The sequence below is a fragment of the Chryseobacterium sp. CS3K3.1 genome, from assembly GCF_059515165.1.
Window position 1 is genome coordinate 75243 of record NZ_JCAKRV010000006.1, and the last position, 23081, is coordinate 98323.

At 38.4% G+C, this 23081-nt stretch carries 21 protein-coding genes; 8 read left to right on the forward strand and 13 right to left on the reverse strand.

Features of this window, described 5'->3' with window-relative positions; genetic code table 11:
* The first annotated feature begins 1 nt into the window (after position 1).
* The 3 genes from AC5YGI_RS07715 to AC5YGI_RS07725 are packed head-to-tail and all read left to right on the forward strand — an operon-like array spanning position 2 to position 3483.
* On the forward strand, positions 2-1447 hold the full coding sequence (locus tag AC5YGI_RS07715; protein ID WP_496167939.1) for an ABC transporter permease: 1446 nt from the start codon (positions 2-4) through the stop codon (positions 1445-1447).
* Entirely contained in the window at positions 1448-2794 is a 1347-nt protein-coding gene (locus tag AC5YGI_RS07720; RefSeq protein ID WP_496167941.1) for an ABC transporter permease, read from the forward strand. It abuts the gene before it with no gap.
* The gene (locus tag AC5YGI_RS07725) at positions 2788-3483 is read left to right on the forward strand and encodes an ABC transporter ATP-binding protein (protein WP_202842563.1); all 696 of its coding nucleotides are present in this window, start codon (positions 2788-2790) and stop codon (positions 3481-3483) included. Before AC5YGI_RS07720 ends, AC5YGI_RS07725 begins: the two co-directional genes overlap by 7 nt.
* Positions 3484-3580: 97 nt before the next feature.
* On the opposite strand, the gene AC5YGI_RS07730 is transcribed toward AC5YGI_RS07725, so the two are convergent.
* On the reverse strand, positions 3581-4876 hold the full coding sequence (locus AC5YGI_RS07730; RefSeq protein WP_454510083.1) for a cryptochrome/photolyase family protein: 1296 nt from the start codon (positions 4874-4876) through the stop codon (positions 3581-3583).
* Between the two features lie 187 nt (positions 4877-5063).
* Here AC5YGI_RS07730 and AC5YGI_RS07735 point away from each other — a divergent pair, with 187 nt between their 5' ends.
* Complete coding sequence (locus AC5YGI_RS07735) at positions 5064-5306, forward strand: hypothetical protein (RefSeq protein WP_496167944.1); 243 nt, start codon at positions 5064-5066, stop codon at positions 5304-5306.
* 65 nt (positions 5307-5371) lie between these two features.
* Here the strand turns inward: AC5YGI_RS07735 and AC5YGI_RS07740 are convergent, their stop codons facing one another.
* From AC5YGI_RS07740 to AC5YGI_RS07750, 3 genes are all read right to left on the reverse strand, one after another.
* Positions 5372-6136 (reverse strand): hypothetical protein, encoded by a 765-nt coding sequence (locus AC5YGI_RS07740; RefSeq protein ID WP_496167945.1) that lies wholly within the window; start codon positions 6134-6136, stop codon positions 5372-5374.
* Entirely contained in the window at positions 6133-6627 is a 495-nt protein-coding gene (locus AC5YGI_RS07745; protein WP_496167946.1) for a MarR family winged helix-turn-helix transcriptional regulator, read from the reverse strand. Before AC5YGI_RS07745 ends, AC5YGI_RS07740 begins: the two co-directional genes overlap by 4 nt.
* Before the next feature lie 114 nt (positions 6628-6741).
* Positions 6742-7587: a helix-turn-helix domain-containing protein gene (locus tag AC5YGI_RS07750; protein ID WP_496167947.1), complete on the reverse strand. Its 846-nt coding sequence runs from the start codon at positions 7585-7587 to the stop codon at positions 6742-6744.
* Between the two features lie 71 nt (positions 7588-7658).
* Between AC5YGI_RS07750 and AC5YGI_RS07755 the strand changes: the two genes are divergently transcribed.
* Positions 7659-9035: an MFS transporter gene (locus AC5YGI_RS07755; protein ID WP_330746216.1), complete on the forward strand. Its 1377-nt coding sequence runs from the start codon at positions 7659-7661 to the stop codon at positions 9033-9035.
* A 38-nt stretch (positions 9036-9073) separates the two neighbouring features.
* The gene (locus AC5YGI_RS07760; RefSeq protein WP_330746215.1) at positions 9074-9463 is read left to right on the forward strand and encodes a hypothetical protein; all 390 of its coding nucleotides are present in this window, start codon (positions 9074-9076) and stop codon (positions 9461-9463) included.
* A gap of 64 nt (positions 9464-9527) precedes the next feature.
* Here the strand turns inward: AC5YGI_RS07760 and AC5YGI_RS07765 are convergent, their stop codons facing one another.
* The 3 genes from AC5YGI_RS07765 to AC5YGI_RS07775 form a co-directional block, all read right to left on the reverse strand.
* Entirely contained in the window at positions 9528-10178 is a 651-nt protein-coding gene (locus AC5YGI_RS07765; RefSeq protein WP_330746214.1) for an HD domain-containing protein, read from the reverse strand.
* A gap of 91 nt (positions 10179-10269) precedes the next feature.
* On the reverse strand, positions 10270-11127 hold the full coding sequence (locus tag AC5YGI_RS07770) for a helix-turn-helix domain-containing protein (protein ID WP_330746213.1): 858 nt from the start codon (positions 11125-11127) through the stop codon (positions 10270-10272).
* 122 nt (positions 11128-11249) lie between these two features.
* On the reverse strand, positions 11250-12407 hold the full coding sequence (locus tag AC5YGI_RS07775; protein ID WP_496167948.1) for an MFS transporter: 1158 nt from the start codon (positions 12405-12407) through the stop codon (positions 11250-11252).
* A 429-nt stretch (positions 12408-12836) separates the two neighbouring features.
* Here AC5YGI_RS07775 and AC5YGI_RS07780 point away from each other — a divergent pair, with 429 nt between their 5' ends.
* Complete coding sequence (locus tag AC5YGI_RS07780; RefSeq protein ID WP_330746211.1) at positions 12837-13448, forward strand: GNAT family N-acetyltransferase; 612 nt, start codon at positions 12837-12839, stop codon at positions 13446-13448.
* Positions 13449-13499: 51 nt separating this feature from the next.
* On the opposite strand, the gene AC5YGI_RS07785 is transcribed toward AC5YGI_RS07780, so the two are convergent.
* The gene (locus tag AC5YGI_RS07785) at positions 13500-14414 is read right to left on the reverse strand and encodes a helix-turn-helix domain-containing protein (protein ID WP_330746210.1); all 915 of its coding nucleotides are present in this window, start codon (positions 14412-14414) and stop codon (positions 13500-13502) included.
* Between the two features lie 76 nt (positions 14415-14490).
* Positions 14491-15288 (reverse strand): SDR family oxidoreductase, encoded by a 798-nt coding sequence (locus AC5YGI_RS07790; protein ID WP_227942818.1) that lies wholly within the window; start codon positions 15286-15288, stop codon positions 14491-14493.
* A gap of 134 nt (positions 15289-15422) precedes the next feature.
* Between AC5YGI_RS07790 and AC5YGI_RS07795 the strand changes: the two genes are divergently transcribed.
* On the forward strand, positions 15423-18764 hold the full coding sequence (locus AC5YGI_RS07795; protein WP_496167949.1) for a DEAD/DEAH box helicase: 3342 nt from the start codon (positions 15423-15425) through the stop codon (positions 18762-18764).
* Between the two features lie 96 nt (positions 18765-18860).
* Here AC5YGI_RS07795 and AC5YGI_RS07800 read toward each other — a convergent pair whose 3' ends face one another.
* From AC5YGI_RS07800 to AC5YGI_RS07815, 4 genes are all read right to left on the reverse strand, one after another.
* Positions 18861-20171, reverse strand: coding sequence for a T9SS type A sorting domain-containing protein (locus tag AC5YGI_RS07800; protein WP_496167950.1), 1311 nt, complete (start codon positions 20169-20171; stop codon positions 18861-18863).
* Positions 20172-20413: 242 nt separating this feature from the next.
* On the reverse strand, positions 20414-21589 hold the full coding sequence (locus AC5YGI_RS07805) for an acetyl-CoA C-acyltransferase (RefSeq protein ID WP_496167951.1): 1176 nt from the start codon (positions 21587-21589) through the stop codon (positions 20414-20416).
* A gap of 156 nt (positions 21590-21745) precedes the next feature.
* Positions 21746-22246, reverse strand: a complete 501-nt coding sequence (locus AC5YGI_RS07810) for an endonuclease V (protein ID WP_202842580.1) — start codon at positions 22244-22246, stop codon at positions 21746-21748.
* Positions 22243-23064 (reverse strand): GNAT family N-acetyltransferase, encoded by an 822-nt coding sequence (locus tag AC5YGI_RS07815; protein WP_496167952.1) that lies wholly within the window; start codon positions 23062-23064, stop codon positions 22243-22245. The genes AC5YGI_RS07810 and AC5YGI_RS07815 overlap by 4 nt, the downstream gene beginning before the upstream one ends.
* Positions 23065-23081: the final 17 nt, after the last annotated feature.

Genomic DNA, 23081 nt, shown 5'->3' on the forward strand with positions numbered 1-23081 from the left:
TATGGCTATTTCTAATTTACAACTGATGGTGAGAAAAACCTGGCAGGATTTGTTTAAAGGAAAACAAAATCTGTTCACCACGATTGCCGTACTCCTGTTCTGTATGCTGAGTATTGGCATAGGATATACAAAATACACCGATTCTTTTTCGAAAATAAAAGAATACCGGAAGGAAGTCCGGGAAAACTGGGAACACAGACCGGATAAGCATCCGCACCGCATGGCTCACTATGGCTATCTGGTTTTCAGAATCGGACATCCGCTGAATATTTTTGACAACGGTCTGGATGACTTTCTGGGAAATGTCATATTTCTGGAGGCTCATAAACAGAATACCGCCAATCTGTCGGAAGCGGGAAGCTCGGGTACTTTGGTAAGATTCGGAGCGTTCAGCAGTGCATTTATTCTGCAGAGCATTGTCCCGTTGATTATTCTCTTTTCAGGATTTGGGTTAATTGTACAGGAGCGTGAGAATGCCACTTTAAAAATCATCAGTGTTCAGGGAACTTCCGGAAGAGCAATTATCTGGGGTAAAATTCTGGGACTCTGGCTCTTTTCTCTCTGTTTTCTTATTCCCGTAATTCCTGTTGTTTTCATCGCTGCATTGATGTCCGAGACAACAGATTCGACGGATATTCTATTACGTCTGTCATTACTGCTGCCCGCTTACATGATTTATTATTTTTTTATCTGCACATTGACCGTTATCGTATCGGCCAATAGTAAACGTACCTCATCAGCACTGATCAGCCTTATCGGGTTCTGGCTTCTTTTTATTATCGTTCTGCCTAAAGGAATTCAGTTTGCAGCACAGAATTTATATCCTGCCCCTTCACGGATTGCTTTTGAAACAAGCCTGGAAAAGGATATTTTAAAGTCTGGAGACAGCCATAATCCTGATGATCCGCATTTCAAAAAAATCAAGGATTCTTTACTGGCAAAATATCAGGTAAAAACAACCAATGAACTTCCTTTCAACTATGGCGGATTCGTTATGAAGGAAGGGGAAAAAATAAGTTCACATATCTATATCAGACATCAGAAAGAACTGCAGAACATTTACAGTAAACAGCAAAATCTGACTGATATTTCAGGATTCATTAATCCCGCTATTGCCATTAAAAACTTTTCCATGACTGCTGCAGGAACAGATTTCTTTGCTTATAACCAGTTTCAGAAACAGGCAGAAGAATATCGCTATAAAATGGCTCAGTACTTAAATGATTTACAAATTGAGCACATCAGCAATATTAAACCGGAAAACGGCGGACCAGCAGCTGTCATCGACAGGCACAACTGGGAAAAGTTTCCGGATTTTCAGTATCAGTATACTTCTGTTCTGAAAAGTTTAAAGCAACAGCCAATACCTGCTGCTGCATTAGTTCTGTGGATGGTTATCTGCATCATTGCTATCGAAATAAGTGGAAGAAAATTAAAACTCATCTAAATGAACCGTTATTTATATATCCAATTTTACCGTAATAAATCGTACATCATTGCACTTCTGTTTCTGTTGATGGCAGGGCTTATGGCTATCTATACAGGAAAAAAATTCCTGGACAGGAACGAAGACATCATCTCCCGAAGCGGAGCATTTCAGAAAGAAAGTATTGAAAGAAATACAAAATTTCATAAGGATGATCTGGGACTGGTTCTTTATTATATTAAATTCAATCTGGTGAATGAAACACCCAAATTGGCGGCTTTAAATATCGGAATGCGTGATTTAAACCCTTCTATTCAGGGAGTAACCATCCGGAATCTGGAAGAACAGCGCTATAATGCAGATTTTTATAATCCCGCCAATGCAGCTGTTGGAAATTTTGACTTTAGTTTCGTTGTTGTTTTCCTATTTCCACTGGTGATTGTCGCATTCTGCTATAATCTGATTTCTGAAGAAGAAGAAAAAGGAACCTGGAAGCTGCTGTCCGTTCAGAGCGGTAATTTACAAAAGTTTCTGGATCACAAGATGTTCGTACGTCTTTTGGCTGTTACAGCTGTTTATTTCGCATTAATTATCATCGCTTCAGTATGGATAAAAATACCTTTAGATTCTTATTATATTGCTTTTATCATCAGTGGCTGGCTGTATATTATCCTTTGGTTTGCCTTATGCAGATGGATTGTATCGTTCCGTAAAACATCGGCTCAGAATGCATTAATTCTGCTGATTGTTTGGGTGGGCATCAATTTTATTATCCCGATGAGCAGTAATATCCTGATACAGAAGCTTTATCCGGTACATGAGTCCCTTAAAGCTGTGATGGAACAGAGAGAAGGCTATCACAACAAATGGGATGAAGCTAAGCAGCCTACGATGGAAAAGTTCTACAGAGCATATCCTCAATACAGAAATTTTACCGTGGAAGAGAATGATGCATTCACCTGGACCTGGTATTATGCCATGCAGCATATGGGAGATCTTGAATCGGCAAAATCTTCGGAACAGTATACGGAAAAAATGCAAAAACGGAATGAAGTAGCAACCTATTTAGGTTATTTCCTTCCCAATCTACATACTCAGCTTGTAGAAAGTCATCTGGCAAAATCTGATCTGCAGAATCATTTGCAGTATGCTGAATCACTCAAAAAATTCCATGAGAAAAAAAGGCTGTTCTTCTATCCTCTAATTTTTTCGGGCAAGAGTGCGGAATCTGTCAACTGGGCACAGCAAACGATAGAGGTTTTCAAATTCTCTTCCTCTATCAAATGGATACAGATACTTCTTCCCTATCTCATCTTCATTGCTTTATTCATCATTCTTTCACAATATAAATACAGAAAACTATGTTAAAAACAGTCAATCTACATAAAAAATACAACGATTTTACCGCCCTTCATTCTCTTAATCTGGAAGTAAAAAAAGGTGAAATTTTTGCACTGCTCGGACAAAACGGAGCTGGAAAAAGTACAACGATCAATATTCTTTTGGGACTCATTAAAGCAACATCCGGAGATGCCTTCATTAATAATATTTCGGTAAAGGAGGAACCTCAGAAGATTAAAAGACATCTTGCCTATATTCCCGAAACCGTTCTTTTATATCCTCATCTTACAGGAATAGAAAACCTTGATTTTTTCTCCAAAATTGCAGGTTTTGATTACCAGAAAGATGAACTGTCTGCGCTCCTTAAACGTACCGGTTTGCAGGAAACCGCCCATCATAAAGCATTGGGCGGTTATTCCAAGGGGATGCGCCAGAAAGTTGGAATTGCCATTGCCCTCGCCAAAGATGCCAAAGTGCTTCTTCTGGATGAGCCTACCAGCGGCCTGGATCCGATTGCTACTGCAGAATTTACAGAAATTGTAAGGCAGCTGGGTAAAGAAGGCAGAACTGTTTTAATGGCAACTCATGATATTTTCAATGCGGTAAGTGTTGCTACCAATATCGGTATTATGAAACAGGGAGAACTTGTCCAGAATTTACCTTCCAAAGCGTTTACAGCACAGGAATTACAGGAGCTGTATCTGAAAACAATCTGATGATTCCGTTACTTCTGTAAGTAACTTTTCATATTAATATCAATTGGTTGATGCCCGGTGACAATTTGTTACCGGGCATTTTGCTGATACCTGGTATTTATGCCAAAGCTTTTTTGTATTCTGATAAAGCTCTTTCACGGGCAAAGGTGTGTTCTACTATGGGTGATGGATATGCTGGTGTATTCCATTCAGGGAGCCAATTTTTGATGTACAGTAAATCTTTATCAAATTTTTCTGCCTGAGCCGTTGGATTAAAAACCCTGAAATAAGGTGCAGCATCACATCCCGAGCCTGCAGCCCACTGCCAATTTCCATTGTTGGCAGACAGGTCATAATCATTCAGTTTTAATGCAAAATACGCTTCCCCCCAACGCCAGTCGATCAACAGATGTTTGCATAAAAAGCTCGCTACAATCATTCTTACCCGGTTATGCATATAGCCTGTCTCATTCAGTTCCCTCATTCCGGCATCTACAATCGGATACCCTGTGGTTCCTTCACACCAGTGCTTAAACTCTTTTTCATTATTCCGCCAGTGGATATTATCATACTGCTTTTTGAAAGACTGATGAACCACCTGTGGGAAATGATATAAAATCTGCATAAAAAATTCACGCCAGATCAGCTCGGACAGCCATACCGCATTATGCTTCAATGCAAAAGCCACACACTTTCTGATGCTGATGGTTCCAAAGCGTAAAGCAATTCCGAGCTGTGTGGTATGCTGTAATGCCGGAAAATCACGGTACTTATCGTAATCATCAATAATAGACGCCTCCAGAACCGGTTTTTTAAAATCAAAATCTGTTTTTTTGAAACCTATTTCCTTTAATGCCACAATCTCAGAATATTTCTGTTGAAAGAGGTTCTTACAATCCAATTCAACAGATTGGTAATGCTCAGGAGTTAAGGCTTCCCGCCACTTTTTGGCAAAAGGAGTGTAAACCGTATAAGGCGAACCGTCTTTTTTAACAATCTGATCCTTATCAAAAATCACCTGATCTTTACAGGCTTTAAAAGGAATATTCTTTTCTTTGAAAAAATAATAGATTTCCTTATCTCTTTCAATCGCCTGAGGTTCATAATCTCTGTTGCAGAAAATACCTTTAATAGTGTATTCTTCAGACAATTTCCTGAATATTTCTATAGGTTTACCATGGTAGGTATTGATTTTTGAGTGATGCTTTTTTAATGAAATATTGATATCCGTCAAAGCCTGGTGGATATAATCAACCCTGCGGTCTTCTTTATCTTCCAGCTTCCCGAGAATATCAGTATCAAATATAAAAATAGGTAGTACCGGTGCATCAGACTGCAGAGCGTGATGGAGTCCGATATTGTCTTCCAATCTCAGGTCGCGCCTGAACCAGAAAATGGTGATTGTATCTTTCATAATTCCTTAATTCAAATTCATTGATCATTCCTGCTTGGGAATGACTCCATAACTAAGGATAAATATACAGATTTACTACATTAATATTTTTAATAATTTGCATGGTCCGGCTTTATCATTACAGTTTATATGATGATATGAATTAAAATTTTCCGACATTTGCCCTAATTATAATAGAAGCTTACGCATGGAAGAATTTGAAGTACCGGTAACCTATAAGGGCAAAGAACTGCTTTTCAACGGAAAGCTTGCCACATTCTCTTATGGATACAAACTGTACGTGGATGTAGACGGAACCGAAGTCGTTATTGAGCGTGATGATCACGGTGACTTAAGAGCTCTTCTCCCCGATGCTGCTTCCGAAAAAAATGTAGATAAAGCACTTATTGAAGCCATTATTGAAGTATTTAAAGAGCTTCAGGTTTTATAATTTGTTCTGCATAAAAAAAGAGACTTTTCCGAAGTCTCTTTTCATTCCCAAATATTGAGTTTCATTTATTCGAAAACAACATAATTGACCTTATCTACGCCTGTATTTCCTGTTTTTTCATGATAGGCATACAGAACAAGCTCATAATTTCCGGGAGAACTGATGATATGACTTCCTTCAAACAGATTGGTTGAAACCAGCGACATATCTACATTTTTCACCAATTTCCCGTCTTTCTTCAGGATTCCTTTCACTTCTATTTCATCAGAATTCCATACGCCTCCTTTATCAATGACACATCCGCACATCATCACAATATTGGCCTGAAACAGGAAAGGTTTATCTTTAATACTTTTCAAAGCAATATACTGATGGGTTCTTGGTTTCAGAATATCAATAATATACCCCGGAATCTCAAGGATAATTCCTTCTCCTAAAATATGTTTCCCGGGAATCAGCCATAGCTCTGTACTTACCACCGCCTGTGCCTGCTTGCTGTTCAAAGGAGAAACTACTTCTATATTCACAAATGTGGGTTCATCAATATCTATGGCAGCCATAAAACCTCCTGTCTGTTCATCTGCAATGGAGTTTCCTCTGATCTTGGGAGTTTTCATAATCAGATCCGTGTTTCCCGTACTTCCTGTGGTATTTCCTTCTGCCAGAATCCTTTGATTAAGTTTGTTTCTGATGATAATATGCGCGCCGCCCAATGAAGTTCCGATAAACTTGGCATCTCTTGCTTTGGCTCTGATCATGATTTTCGTTTCTGTTGCCGAAACCAGATTTGTGGAAAAAAGAAATGCTGTAATGAGAAGTAATGCTTTCATGATTGAATTGATTTTAAATATTCCTGTTTAAACCTGTGGTGAAAAGATTCATTTTTTAATTCCTGATCAATATGATCCAGATACGTGAAAATTGACAGATCTTCTGATAATACCTTAAGAATTGCTTTTTCACAACTGTCCCAGATCTGTTCCAGCTGAGGAAGCATATCAATGGCTTTGGGAGATAATGAAATGATCTGCTTTCGCTTATCTACACTATCTTTTTTGATGATGAGATAACCGCTTTCGCTCATTTTTTTGACGATAGCCACAACGGATGGATGCGAATATCCCAAAGGTTCAGCGATATCGGTAATAGAAATTTCACCTTTTTTTTGCAGCAACATAAAAACCAGGTACCAATTGGGCTCCACATCAATCCCGAATTCTTTGTAAAATTTCCGGACATCATGAGACATGCGGTCACTGATTCTCTTCAGTCTGCTATCCAAAGCTTTATATCCTAGTTCTTTAATAAAGTCAAAATCCATCTGAAATATATTTGATGTAAATATATAAAAATATAAAGTCAACTATATAGTTCACTTTATATTTTTTGAAATCAAATTTTAACCTAATAAAAAAGCCTTCTTCTTTAAAGATATTTACTTGAAACTTTTCCTGTATTCTCCGGGCGTTACTCCTCTGTATTTCTTGAACAGTTTGGAAAGGTGGCTATCATCACTGAACTGGAGCTCGTAGGCAATCTCACTGAGTCTGACACTGCTGTATTTTAAATAGGTTTCCACCAGTTTTAATCTATAGTCCAGCAGATAATCCTGATAAGAAATTCCGGTTTGCTGTTTAAAATATTCTCCGAAATAATTCCCGGAAATCCCAAAATGACCGGCAATAGTCTGAATTCCGGTTTTCTCACGGTCTTTTATATGTTGCTGAATATATGCAATGATTTTCATGATGGAGAAAGCTTTCCGGTTTTCCTGCAGATCTGAAGTTTCACTCTGAATGATATTCCGGGCAATAAGGTTCAGAAGGATCGACATGCAGTTACGGATAATTACATAATCTTCCGCCTTATTTTTGAATTCATTTGCAATTTGCAGAATAAGGGTTTCTGCAAATTGTTCATCATTTTTATCTCTGAAGACACAGCCTGCTCTTGCATGATAATTATGACTGATATATTGTAATTTATACAAATTTTCACAACTTTCAATACGGTCGGCTTCCAAACGGATTTTATCAATAAACTCCACCGGGCATTGAATTGTAATAAGCTGGGCAGACTCACTTTCAAAACGATAGACCTCCTTTTGTGGAATAATAAAAAGCTTGCCCTGCGAAAAATTAATCTTTCGCCCATCATAAGTAAGCGATCCTTTTCCCTTCACAATATAAACGAATGAGAGAAAAGTGTTTGTTTTAAGTACAATCTCTTCTTTCAGTTCTAATTCTCTTACATCAATCTCTTCAAGAGGCAATCCTTTCATGACACACTGTATTTTCCTCCAAAAGTACAATTTTAACAGAACACAAAGGAGGTAATTTTGCTCAAAAAAATATGAACATACATCCGAAACGGTGGCAGGCACTCAACTTTCTGATTGCAGGTGCTTTTCTTTCACCACTGGATTATTTTATTGTTAATATGGCTCTGCCTTCCATCAAAAAATCACTGAACGCCAGTGATCATCAGCTTCAGATGGTTATAGCCATTTATGGACTCACCTATGCCGCACTTGTTGTGTGTGGCGGACGCCTGGGTGATATTTACGGACGTAAAAAGATATTTATAGCAGGATTGTATACTTTTCTGTTTTCCTCTCTTGCCTGCGCTTTTTCTCCGGATGTTACATGGTTAATTACTTTCAGATTGTTTCAGGGTGTTGGTGCATCACTGCTTGCTCCACAGGTACTGGCTTCTATAAAAGACCTTTTCAACAGTCAGGAACAGCCTAAGGCCGTAGGTATTTTCAGCTCGGTATTTGGTCTTGCTTCGGTGATCGGACAGTTATTTGGCGGAATTCTTTTAAGCATGCATTGGGGAAATTTTTCCTGGGAAATGGTGTTTCTTGTCAATGTGCCAATTACCATTATCTGTATTCTGGGCATTCATTTTACTATGAGCAACAGTACCCCGAAAGAACAAACAGGTATTGATTTTGTGGGAGCTTTATTATTAGTTATTGCCTTACTTTTTCTCATCTGCCCTCTTATTTTCGGCCAGAAATTCGAATGGGCATGGTGGATTTTCGGAATATTTGTCACCGGAATCGTATTAATAATTTTATTTTTAAAACACGAGAAGAAACAGCTCAAAGATAATCGCCCCATACTTATAGAGCCGGCTTTATTGCAGCAGAAACCTTTCGCATTAAGTCTTCTGATTATTTTCTTTTATAATTTCACAGCTGGTTTATTTATTTGCTATCCTTATTATCTTCAGCAGTTTCTTCATCAAAATTCAATGCAGACAGGATTTGCCATCATTCCTTATGGTCTCGCTTTTTTTCTGGCACCATTGGTTACTTCCAGAGTACAATTAAACGCATCCAAAATGATCTATATAGGATTAGGATTGTTAATGACAGGATTTCTGATAAGTGCAGCTGTTTTTTATTTTCAGCACAAACCCTCATTTGTGACTCATCTGACATTGTTTATTGCCGGATTTGGACATGGTACGATTATGCCGGTCATGATGCGGACGGCCATTTCCCTGGTTTCAAAAGATAAAGCCGGGCAGGCTTCAGGTTTGGTAAGTATTGGTATTCAGATTGGGAGCGTCACCGGAGGAGCTGTTATTGGTACGCTGTTCTTTAATCTGATCCCAATTCTGGGGTTTACAGAAGCCTTTGCAGCCGCTGTAGGAATGATAGGTATTTTTCAGCTGGCTGGGCTCTGGGCACGAAACAGATTAAGCAAAATTATTAATTAAAAGATAAGTTTAAATCAAAAGATATAATACATTTAATTATGAATAATACAGAAAAGATCATTTGCGAAATAGAAGAATTCCACGGGAATATCGAAAAATGGTTTCAGGGGAAAGCCGAAAATCAGGAAAGTCTTTATCAGGAGTTATTAGCCGGATTTTCACAAGATTTTAAATTGATTAATGGAAACGGAGATACTGTTACCCTATCTATGCTTGAAGAATGGCTTCCAACTGTATTTGGAAAATTTCCTGAGCGAAGTCTTCAGGTTGAAAATATTGAAGTGAATCATTCTGCGCATCACGGACTTGCTGCCTATATTGAAACACAGGTCACTGGAGAAGTCCTGACTAAGAGAAAATCATCTGCGGTATTTTTGCTTGATAAAGAAAAAGCACTCTGGCTTCATCTTATAGAAAACTGGATATAAACCATAACAGCCCTGATCATCTAGGAATGTCCGGGGCTGTTTATTTTTTGAAAGAGCTATTTTCCTATTCAGACCATGGAGAATGTAAAATACAGTCGCAGAAGTTTTTCCTTTCAAAATTTGGGATCATGAAGGCACATACATCTGCTTTTATATTTCCGAAAGTAGTTTCGGTTTTATGTTCAAAACCACCGAAAAATGTAGGAATAATCTTCTTTTTGAAATCATTTCTCGGAAAAGCTCTGATAATCTCTTCCCGATGTTCCGCACTCAGGTTTTCATAGCCTTCGCCCATCACATCCAATCCCACTCCTGAATACATTAAAGCAACCTCATTTTCTTTATGTTCCGCAATTCCAATGGTAGTGTGAAGGGCAATTGTGTCCCAAACGAGCTGAAGTTTATCCTGAGCAATACCATGACCCTTCAAAAAGTCTCTGGCTGCATTGGCTCCGTCTACTTCAAATCTCAGATCCGGGCTGCTGTAATGAGAAACAAGCCCCAGATCGTGAAATACGGATGCTACATACAATAGTTCCGAGTCATGCGCTTTGTTTTCACGTTTTGCATGTAAGGAAGAAAATAGAAAAACACGCATAGAGTGATTGTAGATAAATTCTGTTCCGTGTTCCAATAGAAGTTCTGTGGCTTCTGTTGCAATTTTACTGTCCGGGATGATGATTCCCGCAACTTCTTTCATACGATGTACTGACATATCTTTATATAATTTTATCCAAAGATATCCTGATTAGAAATGCTTCGGAATATCAATAAATGCCAATAAGATGTCAAAATTTCCGTCGAAATTATATTCCGATATGAATGAACTTACTGCGATAGTTTGCCGGAGATATTTCCGTATTTTTTTTAAAGAAGTGGCTGAACTGCTCCGATGTACCGAAATGAAGCTGATAAGCAATCTCTTTTACAGAATGGGAACTGAACTGAAGAAGTCTTTTTGCCTCTGCTATAATCTGTCCGTTGATGATTTCTTTAGCACTTTTATCAGAACACCGTTTACACAATTCACTTAACCTTCTTGGCGTAATATTCAATCTTTCCGAATAATCATTCACGGCGTGAAGGCTATGATACTGACTGCTCAGCAATTCCATAAACTTGCGGTAAATGATATAATCCTGACTGTCAAAAGTATCCTCTTTTACCATTTTTACATTCGCCAGCTTGATCATCATGATTTTTAAATAGGCCGCCAGTACATCCATTTGATTGCTATAAGATGTTGCTTTGTATTCCGTCAATAAGTTTTTACATAAGTTTAAAAATTCATCTGTTTCAGCTTGGTCCGGTATCAGTTTTTGATTCGCAGCAGCATTATTAAACAGAACAGCCTTGCAATTGCTTGCACTGGAAGGAACTCTTTCCCAGAAACAATCGCCAAAGGAAATATGATAGCCACAGACTTCAGCATCATTTTCAAATCTGCAGATCTGGCCTTTTGAGAGTAAAAAAATTTCCTGATCTGTAATATCAAAAGAGCGCTCATCTATCACCAGTACTCCTTTACCTTTTTCAATCATTACAATGTGATGATAATTAAGCCTCACAAAATTCACGAAATACGGGAGATCATCTTCCAATCGTTTTACGGAAAAAGAATGGTCAATAACAGATTCTGATACAATTCCTGAGACCGGCTTCATAAAAGGAAATTTTTAATAAAGATAAAAAGTATTTTACAATGCAAGATTAGGTAACGATCATGAGCCAGAACATGTCAAAAAACGCTTAAAAGATGTCAAAAAACCCCTTAAAAAGAAATTGATTATGATTTCCTGAAGACTTTCATCTGCCCCGCCATAACCGCCAGTAAAATTCCAAAGCAGGCAAAAAGTCCGTAGGAATATCTAAGATCAAAACTTTCTGCAATATATCCGATAAGAGGCGGACCCATCAGAAATCCTAAAAATGAAATACTGGAAACAAATGACAAAGCAATACTCGGAGCTACGGTACTCACTTTTCCTACTGTACTGTAAACGGAAGGTACACTCAGGGAACTTCCAAGGCCAATAATCATAAAGGCAATAATGCAGATCCACAGTTCCGGAAAGAAAACACTTAGGAAAAGTCCGCTGCTCATCAGCAGTCCACAACACTGCAGAACGATCTTTTTCCCATATTTTTCAATGATTTTATTCCCGATAAAACGACCTAAAGTCATCATTAAGATAAAACTTGTATATCCCAGTATGACAAGGTTTTCAGGTGCTTTAACTATAGTTTGAAAATAAACCCCGCTCCAGTCGAACATTGCGCCTTCAATCGCCATACTCAGAAAGCCTATAATTCCCAAACCAATCAGTGTAGGATTCACCGCTTTGAAAATGGAACGGGTCTGCGGTTCTGCTTTATGAATAATATTGGTCAGATTTTTTGTACTGTAAAACCAAAGTATTCCTACCAGAATGAAAATAAAAAGAAAATGATAAAAAGTTCCTACATGGAGATTAATCATCAGCAACCCGATTAAAGCCCCTGTAAGCCCTGCAAAGCACCATGCCCCGTGATATGAAGAAAGAAGGGTTCTTTTCGTGATAGATTCTATCTCAATTGCCTGTGTATTGATGGCAATATTGCACATATTCCCGGACACGCCGAAAAAGAACAGAACGCCCCCTAAAGTCCAATAAGAAGGTGATAAGCCAATTAAGAGAAGAAAAAAAGGATACAGCATAAAGCATCTTTTAATAATTCCGCTGCTTCCGTAGATGCTGATCAGTTTTCCGGCCAGAACCATCGTCGACAGCTGTCCTATCGGCATCAGAAGCAACAGCGTTCCCAACTGTGCTTCAGTAATGGAAAGAGCAGTTTTAATGATAGGAATCCGGCTCGCCCAGGAGGAAAAAACAAGCCCGTGGGCAAAGAATAGTAAAAAACAGGCGGTCGGCATTTTTGCATTAAAAGATGGGGTCTCGTTCATTATAACAGGGTAATAAAATCCTTTTTGCAAATTTAGACACGCTGCGCTATTAAAATGTAGTTCATTTTTGTCATTTTTATGTTCCATTTTGACCAATTAATGAAATTGCCGACCTCATTATGGTGGAAAATCACTTTATTTTTTGAACACAAATTTTTATTTTCAAGTCTGTTTAAACTTAACCACAAAAGTCACAAAAGTTTTTATTTTCTAAACACTTTGGTATACTTTAGAAAGTTTAAGGAAATACTGTGTAATTAAGTTCACATAAGATGAAAATCTTTGATTTTCAACAAAACTTTAGGATACTTTTATACACAAAGCATATAACTTTAAATAGTTTAAGTGTTTAAAAAGCTTTTGTGTCTTTTGTGGTTTTATAATGTTTAAATAACTTTTTCATTAATTTCGTTGTATAAATAATGAGCCATGAAAGAAAAATGGATTGCTTATCCAACCATTTTGGAAGGGGAAACAGTTGAATTAATTCCTCTTGAAAAACAGCATTTTGAAGAATTATATACTGCCGCATCAGATAAAGAACTTTGGGAACTCATTCCTACCGACTGTTCAGAGGAGACGATGTTTTATAAAACTTATGAATTCGCTTTATCAGAAAGAGAAACCGGAAATCAGTACCCGTTTGTCATACGACATAAAAAAACCGGAAAACTGATCGGCTCCACCCGCTTTTTTGAAATATATCCTGCAGACAGAAAACTGGAAATCGGATGGACATGGATCACCAAAGAGTTCTGGGGAACAGCCATCAACCTGGAATGCAAATTACTACTGCTCACCTTCTGCTTTGATGTGCTGAAAACAAACAGGGTACAGTTGAAAACGAAAGACGATAATTTCAGATCACGAAAAGCGATCGAAAAAATCGGTGGTGTATTTGAAGGTATTTTACGTAAAGACAAAGTTCTCAGGGATGGAAGCACAAGAAATGCGGCTTATTACAGTATTTTGGATGATGAATGGACCACTGCAAAATTTAAAATTGAAGCTTTGATTAAAGAAAAACAAAGTGTTGGCTAAAAAGCACACAATAAAAAACACCTGATATTTGAACCAGGTGTTTGTATTTATTTAATTGAAAGACTGTCTGTAACTCAATGGTGTTTTATCGGTTTTCTTTTTAAACAGCTTATTGAAAGACTGCGGATGTTCAAATCCGAGAGCATACGCTACTTCAGATACAGAAAAACCTGTGGTAGTAAGATATTCTTTCGCCTTTTCAATCAGTTTTTCATGAATATGCTGCTGGGCATTCAATCCGGTAAGGTTACGAAGCATATCACTCAGATAATGGGGTGACAGATTGAGTGTGGATGCTAGAAACTCCACTGTTGGAAGCCCTTTATTTAATGTTTCCTGCTCGTTAAAATACTTTTCCAGCACCACATCCATTTTAGCCAGCACATCATTATTGACTGCCTTTCTGGTAATAAACTGTCTTTTATAAAAACGGTTGCTGTAATTGAGAAGCACATCAATATAAGAAACAATAACGTCCTGACTCACTTCATCAATAGCTGTATTTAATTCATTTCCAATATTATCCAACAAGCCTGTTATCGTTGTCTTTTCCTGATCAGACAAGTGCAGTGCTTCATTCGTATCATAAGAAAAGAAACCGAAGTTTTTGATATTCTTTGCCAAAGGATAACTTCTGATAAAATCCGGATGTACCAGCAAAGTATACCCGCTGTATTCTGCATTCTCATCGGTGGAAAGAACCTGTCCGGGTGCTGTGAACATCATGCCTCCTTCATTGAAGTCATAATATCCCTGGCCGTAGCCCATTTTTCCCACCGTGGAATATTTATACGAGATCTTATAGAAATTCAGGATAAAGCTTCTCTTCAGCATATCTTTTCTGATACTCATTTTCGTATTATCCACAAGGCTTACCAACGGATGAAGCGGCTTGGGCAGCTGCAGCATATCGTGCAATTCTGATATGGATGAGATCTTCAGGGGAATATTATCTTTTTTTTCCATAATATAAAATTATAAATTATTGGGTGAAAAAGACAGTACAAATGTAATTTACTTATACTGTCTTTCAAAAACCTGATTACATAAACTGTTTTCCGAACTGCTCTCTGAATGCTTCATCACCTAGTTCAAGACGCTGTGCATAGATGGCTTTAGCATCTTCTCCGGCCACATATCTCAGTTGTTTTTTACCATCTGTTGCAGCCTCATAAACTACTGCTGCAATCTGTTCCGGTGTAGATGCCGCTTCCATCATTCCTTCCATTTTAGAAAACAAAGAATTCGTCATCTCTTCATAAGCAGGACTGGATGCTGAGTCCAGAGAACGGCTTACAAAATCCGTTTTGATTCCTCCTGGAGAAACAGTTTTAATATCAATTCCCAAAGTATTAAGCTCAAAAGCTAAGCTTTCACTCCACCCTTCAAGCGCCCACTTGGTTGCATGATAAGTAGAACCCAATGGGAATGCTACCAGTCCTCCTATAGACGTTGTAGAAATGAACATACCTTTTTTCTGTTCTCTGAAGTAAGGAATAAATGCCTGTGTAACGCGTATAACCCCTAATAAATTCGTGTCAAGCTGTTTGACGATCTGATCATCAGAAAGCGCTTCCAAAGGTCCTATAAGGCCATATCCCGCGTTATTATACACCACATCGATGTCTCCAAGTTCAAGAGCCTGCTTTACAGTAGACTTAATCTGTTCCGGATTGGTAACATCCAGCGGAAGTACAGTTACATTCTCCAAAGCCGCAAGATCAGCTGCTGCTTCAGGGTTTCTCATAGTGGCGATTACTTTCCATCCGTTGTTTTGAAATAATTGGGCAGCTGCTTTTCCTAATCCTGTAGAAGCACCTGTTATAAAAATTGTTTTCATTTTTCTTGGTTTAAAATTACAGGACAAAGTTCAGCATTAGAAGAAACGCCGGAGTTGCCAAAATGGGGTAAGGTGTAGCCAAAACGGATTCTTCAATACATTTGTTTTTTGTAAGTTTGTCCCGATCTATTTTTATGGCAGAATATATTCTTGACAACATCAATATCAGTACACTTTCCGTATATGACCTGCTGAAACATACCTCAGACAGTACGTTTATCGGGATCAGGGATTTTCGTGAGATCTATCCTGTGGCTATTGAAAATAATACAGGAATATTTACAAAAGAGTCTTCATTACAGGATTTTCCGGTGGTTACCATCAGCAAAATAAACAGCACTCTGCTTTGTTCCTGCACCTGCAGCAATGAAAAGAACCAGCTTTGTTCTCATCAGGCAGAAATAATCCACTGCATTATTGAGGATAAAAACTATCGCCTGTTTTTTGATGACGCACTCCGCAAAAAAACCTTTCTTCCCAGAGCAAAAGAATATGGTCTGGAAAATGAGCCGGATCTGGATCAGTATTTTGAACTGGAATTTACTGAAGGTAAAATTAAAATACTGCCCAAAATCAAAGAAATGCTTCCTGCAGATGATGTGATGCTGACAAGGGATCTTCTTCCTCAGCTTCCTTCTAAACTGGATGAGCTGGCAGTATTGGAATCGGGTAAAAAGCAGATATTGGTTATCGGTAAACACCGTTATTACAATCATATGACCTTCTCTCTGATGGAGGCAGAAATAACACAGACAGGAAAGCTCAAAAATCCCGTAACTCCTGTAGATGCTATGCAGCTTATCTGGAAAGCAGAGAAACCGGCAGACATCAAATTTTATACTGCCATTACTACTTTTCAGAACAACTATAATGAAGATTACAATACGGCAGAACTGGAAGCTTTAAGGCTCATTGTACAGAATCCTCTGGAGCTTGAGGTCTATTATCATGACAGGGAGATCGCAGAAACCGTTTCCTCAAAGTCACTTTCCTTTATTGAATTAAATACTTTAGATGCGGAGGTTCAATTATCTGTACTTAAGAAAGATCCGTTTTTTGAAATCACCGGAGAGCTGTTGTTTAATGACATTGCTCTTCCATTTAAAAATATAGTTCTCAGAAATGAGTATTTTGTATATAACCGAAACATTTTCAGCTTTGTAGACAATCCGGACATGCTCAGAATCATCCGGTTCTTTAAGGCTCATAATGAAATTTTACTGGTTCATTCTTCAAAATATGAAGCTTTCATGCAGGACATCCTGTCTACTTTAGAAGAGCGTATCCATATTAATTACAGCTATATACAACCCGCAACGAAAGTACAGCTTGAAGACAAGAATTATCAGACTGAAAAAGTCATTTATCTCCGTCAGCAGGAAAATTATATAGGAATTACTCCCGTCATGAAATACGGTGATGTGGAAGTTCCAGTCTATTCCAGGAAGCAGCTCTTTGATACCGATCAGAATGGAAATCCATTTAAAATAGAAAGAAACGAATCAGCTGAAGCCCGTTTTACTTCTTTGGTGATGCAGCAGCATCCTGATTTTGAAGATCAGATGGACGGCTACCAGTATTTTTATCTCCACAGGGATAAGTTCCTGGATAACAACTGGTTTCTTGAAGCATTTGAGACCTGGAGAAACGAAGGAATTACCATACTTGGCTTTAACGAATTAAAAAACAATAAATTAAATCCTCACCGGGCAAAAATCAATATTCAGATTACCAGCGGACTGGATTGGTTTAACGCTAAGCTGAAAGTAGGATTTGGACCTAAAGAAGCTTCTTTGAAACAGCTTCACCGGGCCATCCGGAATAAGAGTAAATTTGTCCAGCTGGATGATGGCAGCATGGGAATTCTTCCCGAAGAATGGATGGAAAAGATAGCTGCTTACTTCAGAGCGGGAGAAATTGATGAAGAGCTTTTAAAGATTCCGAAAATCAATTTTTCGGAGGTAACGTCGCTGTTTGAAAAAGAAATTCTGAGCAAGGAGATTCAGGAAGAACTTACCTCCTATTCCGCCAGGTTTTCAAAAGTAAAGAACATTCCGGAAGTAGCTGTTCCCGCTGAGCTGAATGCTGAGCTGAGAGATTATCAGCATGACGGATTGAACTGGCTTAATTTTCTTGACAGTTTCAACTTCGGAGGATGTCTTGCAGATGATATGGGGCTTGGAAAAACCATTCAGATCATTGCTTTTATTCTTTCGCAGAGGAAAAAAAGAGGCCATACCACCAACCTGATTGTGGTTCCTACTTCTCTGCTCTTCAACTGGCAGGAAGAGATCAGCAGATTTGCACCTTCCATAAAAGTTCTGCTTCATTATGGGGCAGACCGACCGAAAACAACAGCTCATATGCCTGACTATGAAGTGGTCCTTACCACCTATGGGATGCTGCTTTCTGACATTCAATTTTTGAAAAATTTTAATTTCAATTATGTTTTTCTGGATGAATCACAGGTGATTAAAAATCCTGATTCAGAAAGATACAAAGCCGCAAGACTTCTCCAATCAAGAAACAGAATTGTACTGACGGGGACGCCCGTTGAAAACAGCACCTTTGACCTTTACAGCCAGCTTTCTTTTGCCTGTCCCGGATTATTGGGAAGTAAACAGTATTTTAAGGATATTTATGCCATTCCAATTGATAAATTCGAGTACAGCAAACGTGCCGTGGAGCTTCAGCAAAAGATAAAGCCATTTATCCTCAGAAGAACAAAAAAACAGGTTGCCAAAGAACTTCCGGAGAAAACTGAAACAGTAATCTACTGTGAAATGAATACGGAACAGCGCAAAATTTATGATGCTTATGAAAAAGAACTTCGTGAGTTTATTGCCGCCAATGATGACGATGATCTTAACAAAAACAGCATGCACGTTCTTACAGGACTTACGAGGCTCAGACAGATCTGTAATTCCCCTGTCCTGATGAAAGAGGGATATTCAGGTGAAAATGCCGTTAAAATTGAAATTCTGATGGAGCAAATCCTTGGAAAGTCAAAAGATCATAAAATCCTTGTTTTCTCACAGTTTGTAGGCATGCTTGATTTGATCAAGACTGAGCTGGAACGCTACAATATTCAGTTTGAATATTTAACAGGTCAAACGAAAGACAGAGGTGAAAAAGTAGCTCATTTTCAGAACAATGAAGATATCCGTGTATTTTTAATCAGCTTAAAGGCCGGAGGTGTCGGTCTCAATCTTACCCAGGCAGATTATATTTATCTTGTTGACCCATGGTGGAATCCCGCCGCTGAAAACCAGGCTATTGACCGAAGTTACCGTATAGGACAGACCAAAAATGTAATTGCGGTAAGGATGATCTGCTCCAATACCGTAGAAGAAAAGATTCTTACCCTTCAAAAGAAGAAAAAAGAACTGGCTCAGAATCTGCTGACTACAGATGGAAAGAAACTTAAGGGATTGTCTAAACAGGATTTGATGGATTTACTGGGATCTGAATCGTAATATAAAAGCTTAAAACCAGCAAAAAAAACCGACAGGTAAAAGACCTGTCGATTAAAAAACAAAAATTGATATGGATATGATTTAGATATGATGTGTCTATTTTTTAATAATCTTTTCTGTGACTGTTTTCTGATTTTTTGTATGAATTTTGATCAAGTAAGTTCCTGAAACAAAACGGTCCATTGAAATCGTCATCGAATTACCTTCCAGCATCTTTTGTCCGGACATGTTATAAATTTCATATTTCTCCAATCCTTCTTTCATCTTGATTGTTACAGAATTAGCGGTAGGATTTGGATATATTGTAGCAAGATTTGATGCCTCTTTGGAAACTTCAAGGGTCGAAAGACTCTCAGGCTGAATATTTATAGTATAATCTTCTGCCTGGCCAATAAACCAATCTGAAGGACACGGAAGATTCTTCAAAGCTCCCATCCATGAATTGGATTCATAGGCTTTTACCAGTCTGAAACGGGTTTGTCCCAACTGTGCTCCTGCCGGAATGGTGATATTTCCTGTTGTCACCCCGGACTGATGGCCGGGAACCGGATTCGAATTATCCAGATATCCCAGATTAAACTGCTCATCGGCATCAAACTGATTATTATGGTTAAAATCAATATAAGCATAAGCGGATACGGTGGTTTGACCATGGGTACCACCTGTAATATTTATAGGATAGCTATTTCCACGGTTCACATTGAAAACTGTTGCTGTAAAGTTTTCAAGTACATCAGAATTCCCGTCAAGTGCACTGTTTCTAATAACTCCGGCAAATTCTACCGTACTGATCTCACTCACGGTTGAGCTTGTAATATTTTCAGTACCGCAATAAGGAGCCGGGAAACTCGCCGTATTTCCAATGATATTCACTGTATAATCTTCCGTCTGCCCTGCTCTTAAACTGCTGTCGCAAGCTGAGCTTATAGAATTAGCGGCTGACGGATTTGAATAAGCCTGAACATTGGTGTTTTTAAGAACTCTCATTCTAGTACTTCCGCTGGCAGCATTGGCCGGGATTGCTATGGTATTATTCACTGTAAAAGCATTGGCCGGGTTAGCGGCATCAAGTCTTCCGATATAAAAACTCTCTCCTGCATCATCAAAATTTCCGTTCTGATTAAAGTCTATAAAAACAACTACATCGCTGGGAAATGTACTGGAAGGACCTTGTACAGAGATTGGGTAAGAACTTCCCGAATGCAGATCTGTGGAGATTGCCGTAAAATTCTCATAAATTTGTGCATTGGAGGACTGAACAGGTGATGAATTATTAATCGTTCCGAAAGTCACATTACTGATCATATTACTGTCAGCTCCATACTGAAAGGTTGGCATACAATATTGCAGCTGCGCATTCGTCAGTGATGCAAGTACAATACCAGAAAGAGTAGTTATTTTTTTCATTTTCTTGGGTCAATTTCTTGGGACAAATTTATATTTATTTAGAATGAATAAAAATAAGAATGTGATGATATTTATCAGTTTAATAAAAATAGAGCTATAAGCCTTCGCCTGTAATCATTGAATATTCTGTTTGACCAATGGATAATCAATCTGTTACCAACGCAAAAGATCCTTCTCAAATTTAACTTTAAGAAAGATCTTTTTTTAATATAATAATTGGAATCTAAAGTATTTTATCCCTTTTAGCCTATACTTTCAATAAGAACGGCAGAAGCGCCTCCTCCTCCATTACAGATGGCGGCAATTCCATACTTCCCTTTTTTCTGGTGTAAAACATTCACTAAAGTGGTCATAATTCTTGCTCCTGAAGCACCGATCGGATGTCCTAATGCCAGTGCACCTCCATATACATTGACTTTGTTCAGGTCATAACCCAGGATTTTCTGATTGGATAAAATGACTGAGGAATACGCTTCATTAATCTCGAAAAAGTCGATATCTGACAGATTGAGACCTGTTTGTTTCAACAGTTTCTGAATAGCGATGGAAGGTGAAGTAGTAAACCATTCCGGTGCCTGCGCAGCATCTGCATAGGCTATTATTTTTGCCAAAGGTTTCAGGTTATGGTTTTCTATAGCTTCTGAAGAGGCTAATATTATGGCAGAAGCACCATCATTCAGATTGCTGGAATTGGCTGCTGTGAGGGTCCCGTCTTCTTCAAATGCAGGTTTCAACAAGGAAATTTTCTCCGGGATCAGCTTATCAATATCTTCGTCTTTATCAACGATTGCAGTTCCTTTTTTCCCTTCAATGGATATTGGGATCAATTCGTTGCCAAACTTGCCGTTTTTTGCCGCTTCCTGAGCTCTCTGGTATGAGAGAAGGGCATAATCATCAAGCTCCTGTCTGGTAAGTCCATATTTCTTCACACCCAATTCAGCTGCACTTCCCATGTGGAAATCATGGTAGACATCCCAGAGTCCATCTTTAATCAATCCGTCCGTAAGATTGGTATCTCCCAGCTTTATTCCCTGGCGGATTTTGACATAATGCGGAACGTTGCTCATGCTTTCCATTCCTCCCGTCATAACAATATGATCCATCCCAAGCTGAATCTGCTGTGCACCCATCATTGTCGATTTCATTCCGGAAGCACAAACTTTGTTGATTGTGGTAGCGTCTTTGTCCACAGGAATTCCGGCAAAGATAGCCGCCTGCCTTGCTGGCGATTGTCCCAATCCGGCACTCAGCACATTTCCCATGTATACACTGTCTATATGTTCCGGAGCAAGTCCGATACTTTCGTAAGCATTCTGAATGGCCAAAGCCCCCAGCTGAGGTGCTGTTAATCCTGACAGACTTCCCATAAAACCACCAAGCGGGGTTCGTTTTGCTGCTACTATAAATACTTCTTTCATAGATTTTATTTTTAAATATACCGACCGGTATATTATTGTTTTAAAAAAAATCCTTTTTTATTTTGACAAAGGAATATAGCAAAGATAGTTAAAATATACCAATCGGTATATTAACAAGAAGTAAAAAATCTTACTTTCTGGGTAAGATTTTATTATTTATGCTCTGCTTAGCTGATCGAGTTTTTTTAATAATGTAGGAATCCTGTAAGCCCCATGCATTTGCTCTACTTTCGACTGAACTTCATCTACACTCATTCCTCTGGCAGTAACAAATAGCGGAGTCTTGCTTTCTCCACGAAATACGCTTCTCCGCTGGAAATCCGGCGTTGTAAATTCATTTTTTGCAATCCCAACTATAGGATACTTTTCTTCCAGTTCTTCATACAGATGACCACCCAGGCCAATTTTCCCGTGATCATCCAAAGTGACGTATCCATCCACAATAATGATATCTCCGGATTTTAATGTAATTTTCTTCAGCAGGCTTACAATACAGGGTAATTCTCTTTTATAGAAGGCTCCGCTTTCATATTCTGAACTCACAGGAGTTTGTTCTATAAACGTTTCCACTTCTTTTTCAGAGGTCCAGTCTTCAAATGCAATACACACGGTATTGGCATAATCCTCATAATAATAGGTATCAAATGCGTAAATCATATTTCTCTCTTAAAAAACTCACCGAAGTGCCACAATATTCCTGACGGATCATGTACAAAGCACTCTTTCCCCCAATCCATTGTTCTTACAGGAGTAAGCCTCACATTTTCATATTTTTCTGTAAGCTCCAGAGACAAGAGTTCTTTCCAGAATTCATCTGTATCGGCAACTTCCATAAAGATCATGGTATTATCCACCCAATCTTTTGCATAATAATCCTGAAGGTAAAAGCCTATTTCTTCTTTTACAAACAGTGATAATTTCGGTTCAAGAACAACTTCCTCAAATCCCAGATCTCTGTAAAAACTTCTGCTGATCTCAAAGTTTTGTGCTCCGATAAAAGGTCTGATGGATTTTAATTTTTGGGACATCATATTTTTATTTTTCCAGTTTTCATAAGTCATTACAAACCTGATTTCTCCGTTTCTGTGAGTTCCAGCTTCCTTCCAGCCTGATTTTCTGTAGAAGATCTCAGCTCTTGTTTTTGGTGAGGTCCCCAACCATACGGAATCTTTGTTTTGTTCAAAATACCAGTTGAGCATGGTATCATGAAGTTTTCTACCCAATCCCTGGTTTTCAAAATCAGGATGTACAAAGAGCGCCCAGATATTGTTTTCTTTCAGATCTGCAATGGAAAAACCAACGATCTGATCTTCCACCTCACAAACCCAGCCTTTCCCTCTCTGGAACAGAAATTCCTCACAGTCTTTATCGGTAACCAATCCAGGATCTGACAGCGTGTTTTCTTTCACAGCGTTTCTCACAATCTGTATTTGTGGAATGTCTTCTGGCCTTGCTTCCCGGATTATGGTTTTCATGTTGATGGTTTGTTGGT

What these genes read in the sequence shown, in the direction of transcription:
- AC5YGI_RS07715 (WP_496167939.1), top strand. Translation starts at nt 2, where the DNA reads ATGGCTATTTCTAATTTACAACTGATGGTGAGAAAAACCTGGCAGGAT.
- AC5YGI_RS07720 (WP_496167941.1), top strand. Translation starts at nt 1,448, where the DNA reads ATGAACCGTTATTTATATATCCAATTTTACCGTAATAAATCGTACATC.
- AC5YGI_RS07725 (WP_202842563.1), top strand. Translation starts at nt 2,788, where the DNA reads ATGTTAAAAACAGTCAATCTACATAAAAAATACAACGATTTTACCGCC.
- AC5YGI_RS07730 (WP_454510083.1), bottom strand. Translation starts at nt 4,876, where the DNA reads ATGAAAGATACAATCACCATTTTCTGGTTCAGGCGCGACCTGAGATTG.
- AC5YGI_RS07735 (WP_496167944.1), top strand. Translation starts at nt 5,064, where the DNA reads ATGGAAGAATTTGAAGTACCGGTAACCTATAAGGGCAAAGAACTGCTT.
- AC5YGI_RS07740 (WP_496167945.1), bottom strand. Translation starts at nt 6,136, where the DNA reads ATGAAAGCATTACTTCTCATTACAGCATTTCTTTTTTCCACAAATCTG.
- AC5YGI_RS07745 (WP_496167946.1), bottom strand. Translation starts at nt 6,627, where the DNA reads ATGGATTTTGACTTTATTAAAGAACTAGGATATAAAGCTTTGGATAGC.
- AC5YGI_RS07750 (WP_496167947.1), bottom strand. Translation starts at nt 7,587, where the DNA reads ATGAAAGGATTGCCTCTTGAAGAGATTGATGTAAGAGAATTAGAACTG.
- AC5YGI_RS07755 (WP_330746216.1), top strand. Translation starts at nt 7,659, where the DNA reads ATGAACATACATCCGAAACGGTGGCAGGCACTCAACTTTCTGATTGCA.
- AC5YGI_RS07760 (WP_330746215.1), top strand. Translation starts at nt 9,074, where the DNA reads ATGAATAATACAGAAAAGATCATTTGCGAAATAGAAGAATTCCACGGG.
- AC5YGI_RS07765 (WP_330746214.1), bottom strand. Translation starts at nt 10,178, where the DNA reads ATGTCAGTACATCGTATGAAAGAAGTTGCGGGAATCATCATCCCGGAC.
- AC5YGI_RS07770 (WP_330746213.1), bottom strand. Translation starts at nt 11,127, where the DNA reads ATGAAGCCGGTCTCAGGAATTGTATCAGAATCTGTTATTGACCATTCT.
- AC5YGI_RS07775 (WP_496167948.1), bottom strand. Translation starts at nt 12,407, where the DNA reads ATGAACGAGACCCCATCTTTTAATGCAAAAATGCCGACCGCCTGTTTT.
- AC5YGI_RS07780 (WP_330746211.1), top strand. Translation starts at nt 12,837, where the DNA reads ATGAAAGAAAAATGGATTGCTTATCCAACCATTTTGGAAGGGGAAACA.
- AC5YGI_RS07785 (WP_330746210.1), bottom strand. Translation starts at nt 14,414, where the DNA reads ATGGAAAAAAAAGATAATATTCCCCTGAAGATCTCATCCATATCAGAA.
- AC5YGI_RS07790 (WP_227942818.1), bottom strand. Translation starts at nt 15,288, where the DNA reads ATGAAAACAATTTTTATAACAGGTGCTTCTACAGGATTAGGAAAAGCA.
- AC5YGI_RS07795 (WP_496167949.1), top strand. Translation starts at nt 15,423, where the DNA reads ATGGCAGAATATATTCTTGACAACATCAATATCAGTACACTTTCCGTA.
- AC5YGI_RS07800 (WP_496167950.1), bottom strand. Translation starts at nt 20,171, where the DNA reads ATGAAAAAAATAACTACTCTTTCTGGTATTGTACTTGCATCACTGACG.
- AC5YGI_RS07805 (WP_496167951.1), bottom strand. Translation starts at nt 21,589, where the DNA reads ATGAAAGAAGTATTTATAGTAGCAGCAAAACGAACCCCGCTTGGTGGT.
- AC5YGI_RS07810 (WP_202842580.1), bottom strand. Translation starts at nt 22,246, where the DNA reads ATGATTTACGCATTTGATACCTATTATTATGAGGATTATGCCAATACC.
- AC5YGI_RS07815 (WP_496167952.1), bottom strand. Translation starts at nt 23,064, where the DNA reads ATGAAAACCATAATCCGGGAAGCAAGGCCAGAAGACATTCCACAAATA.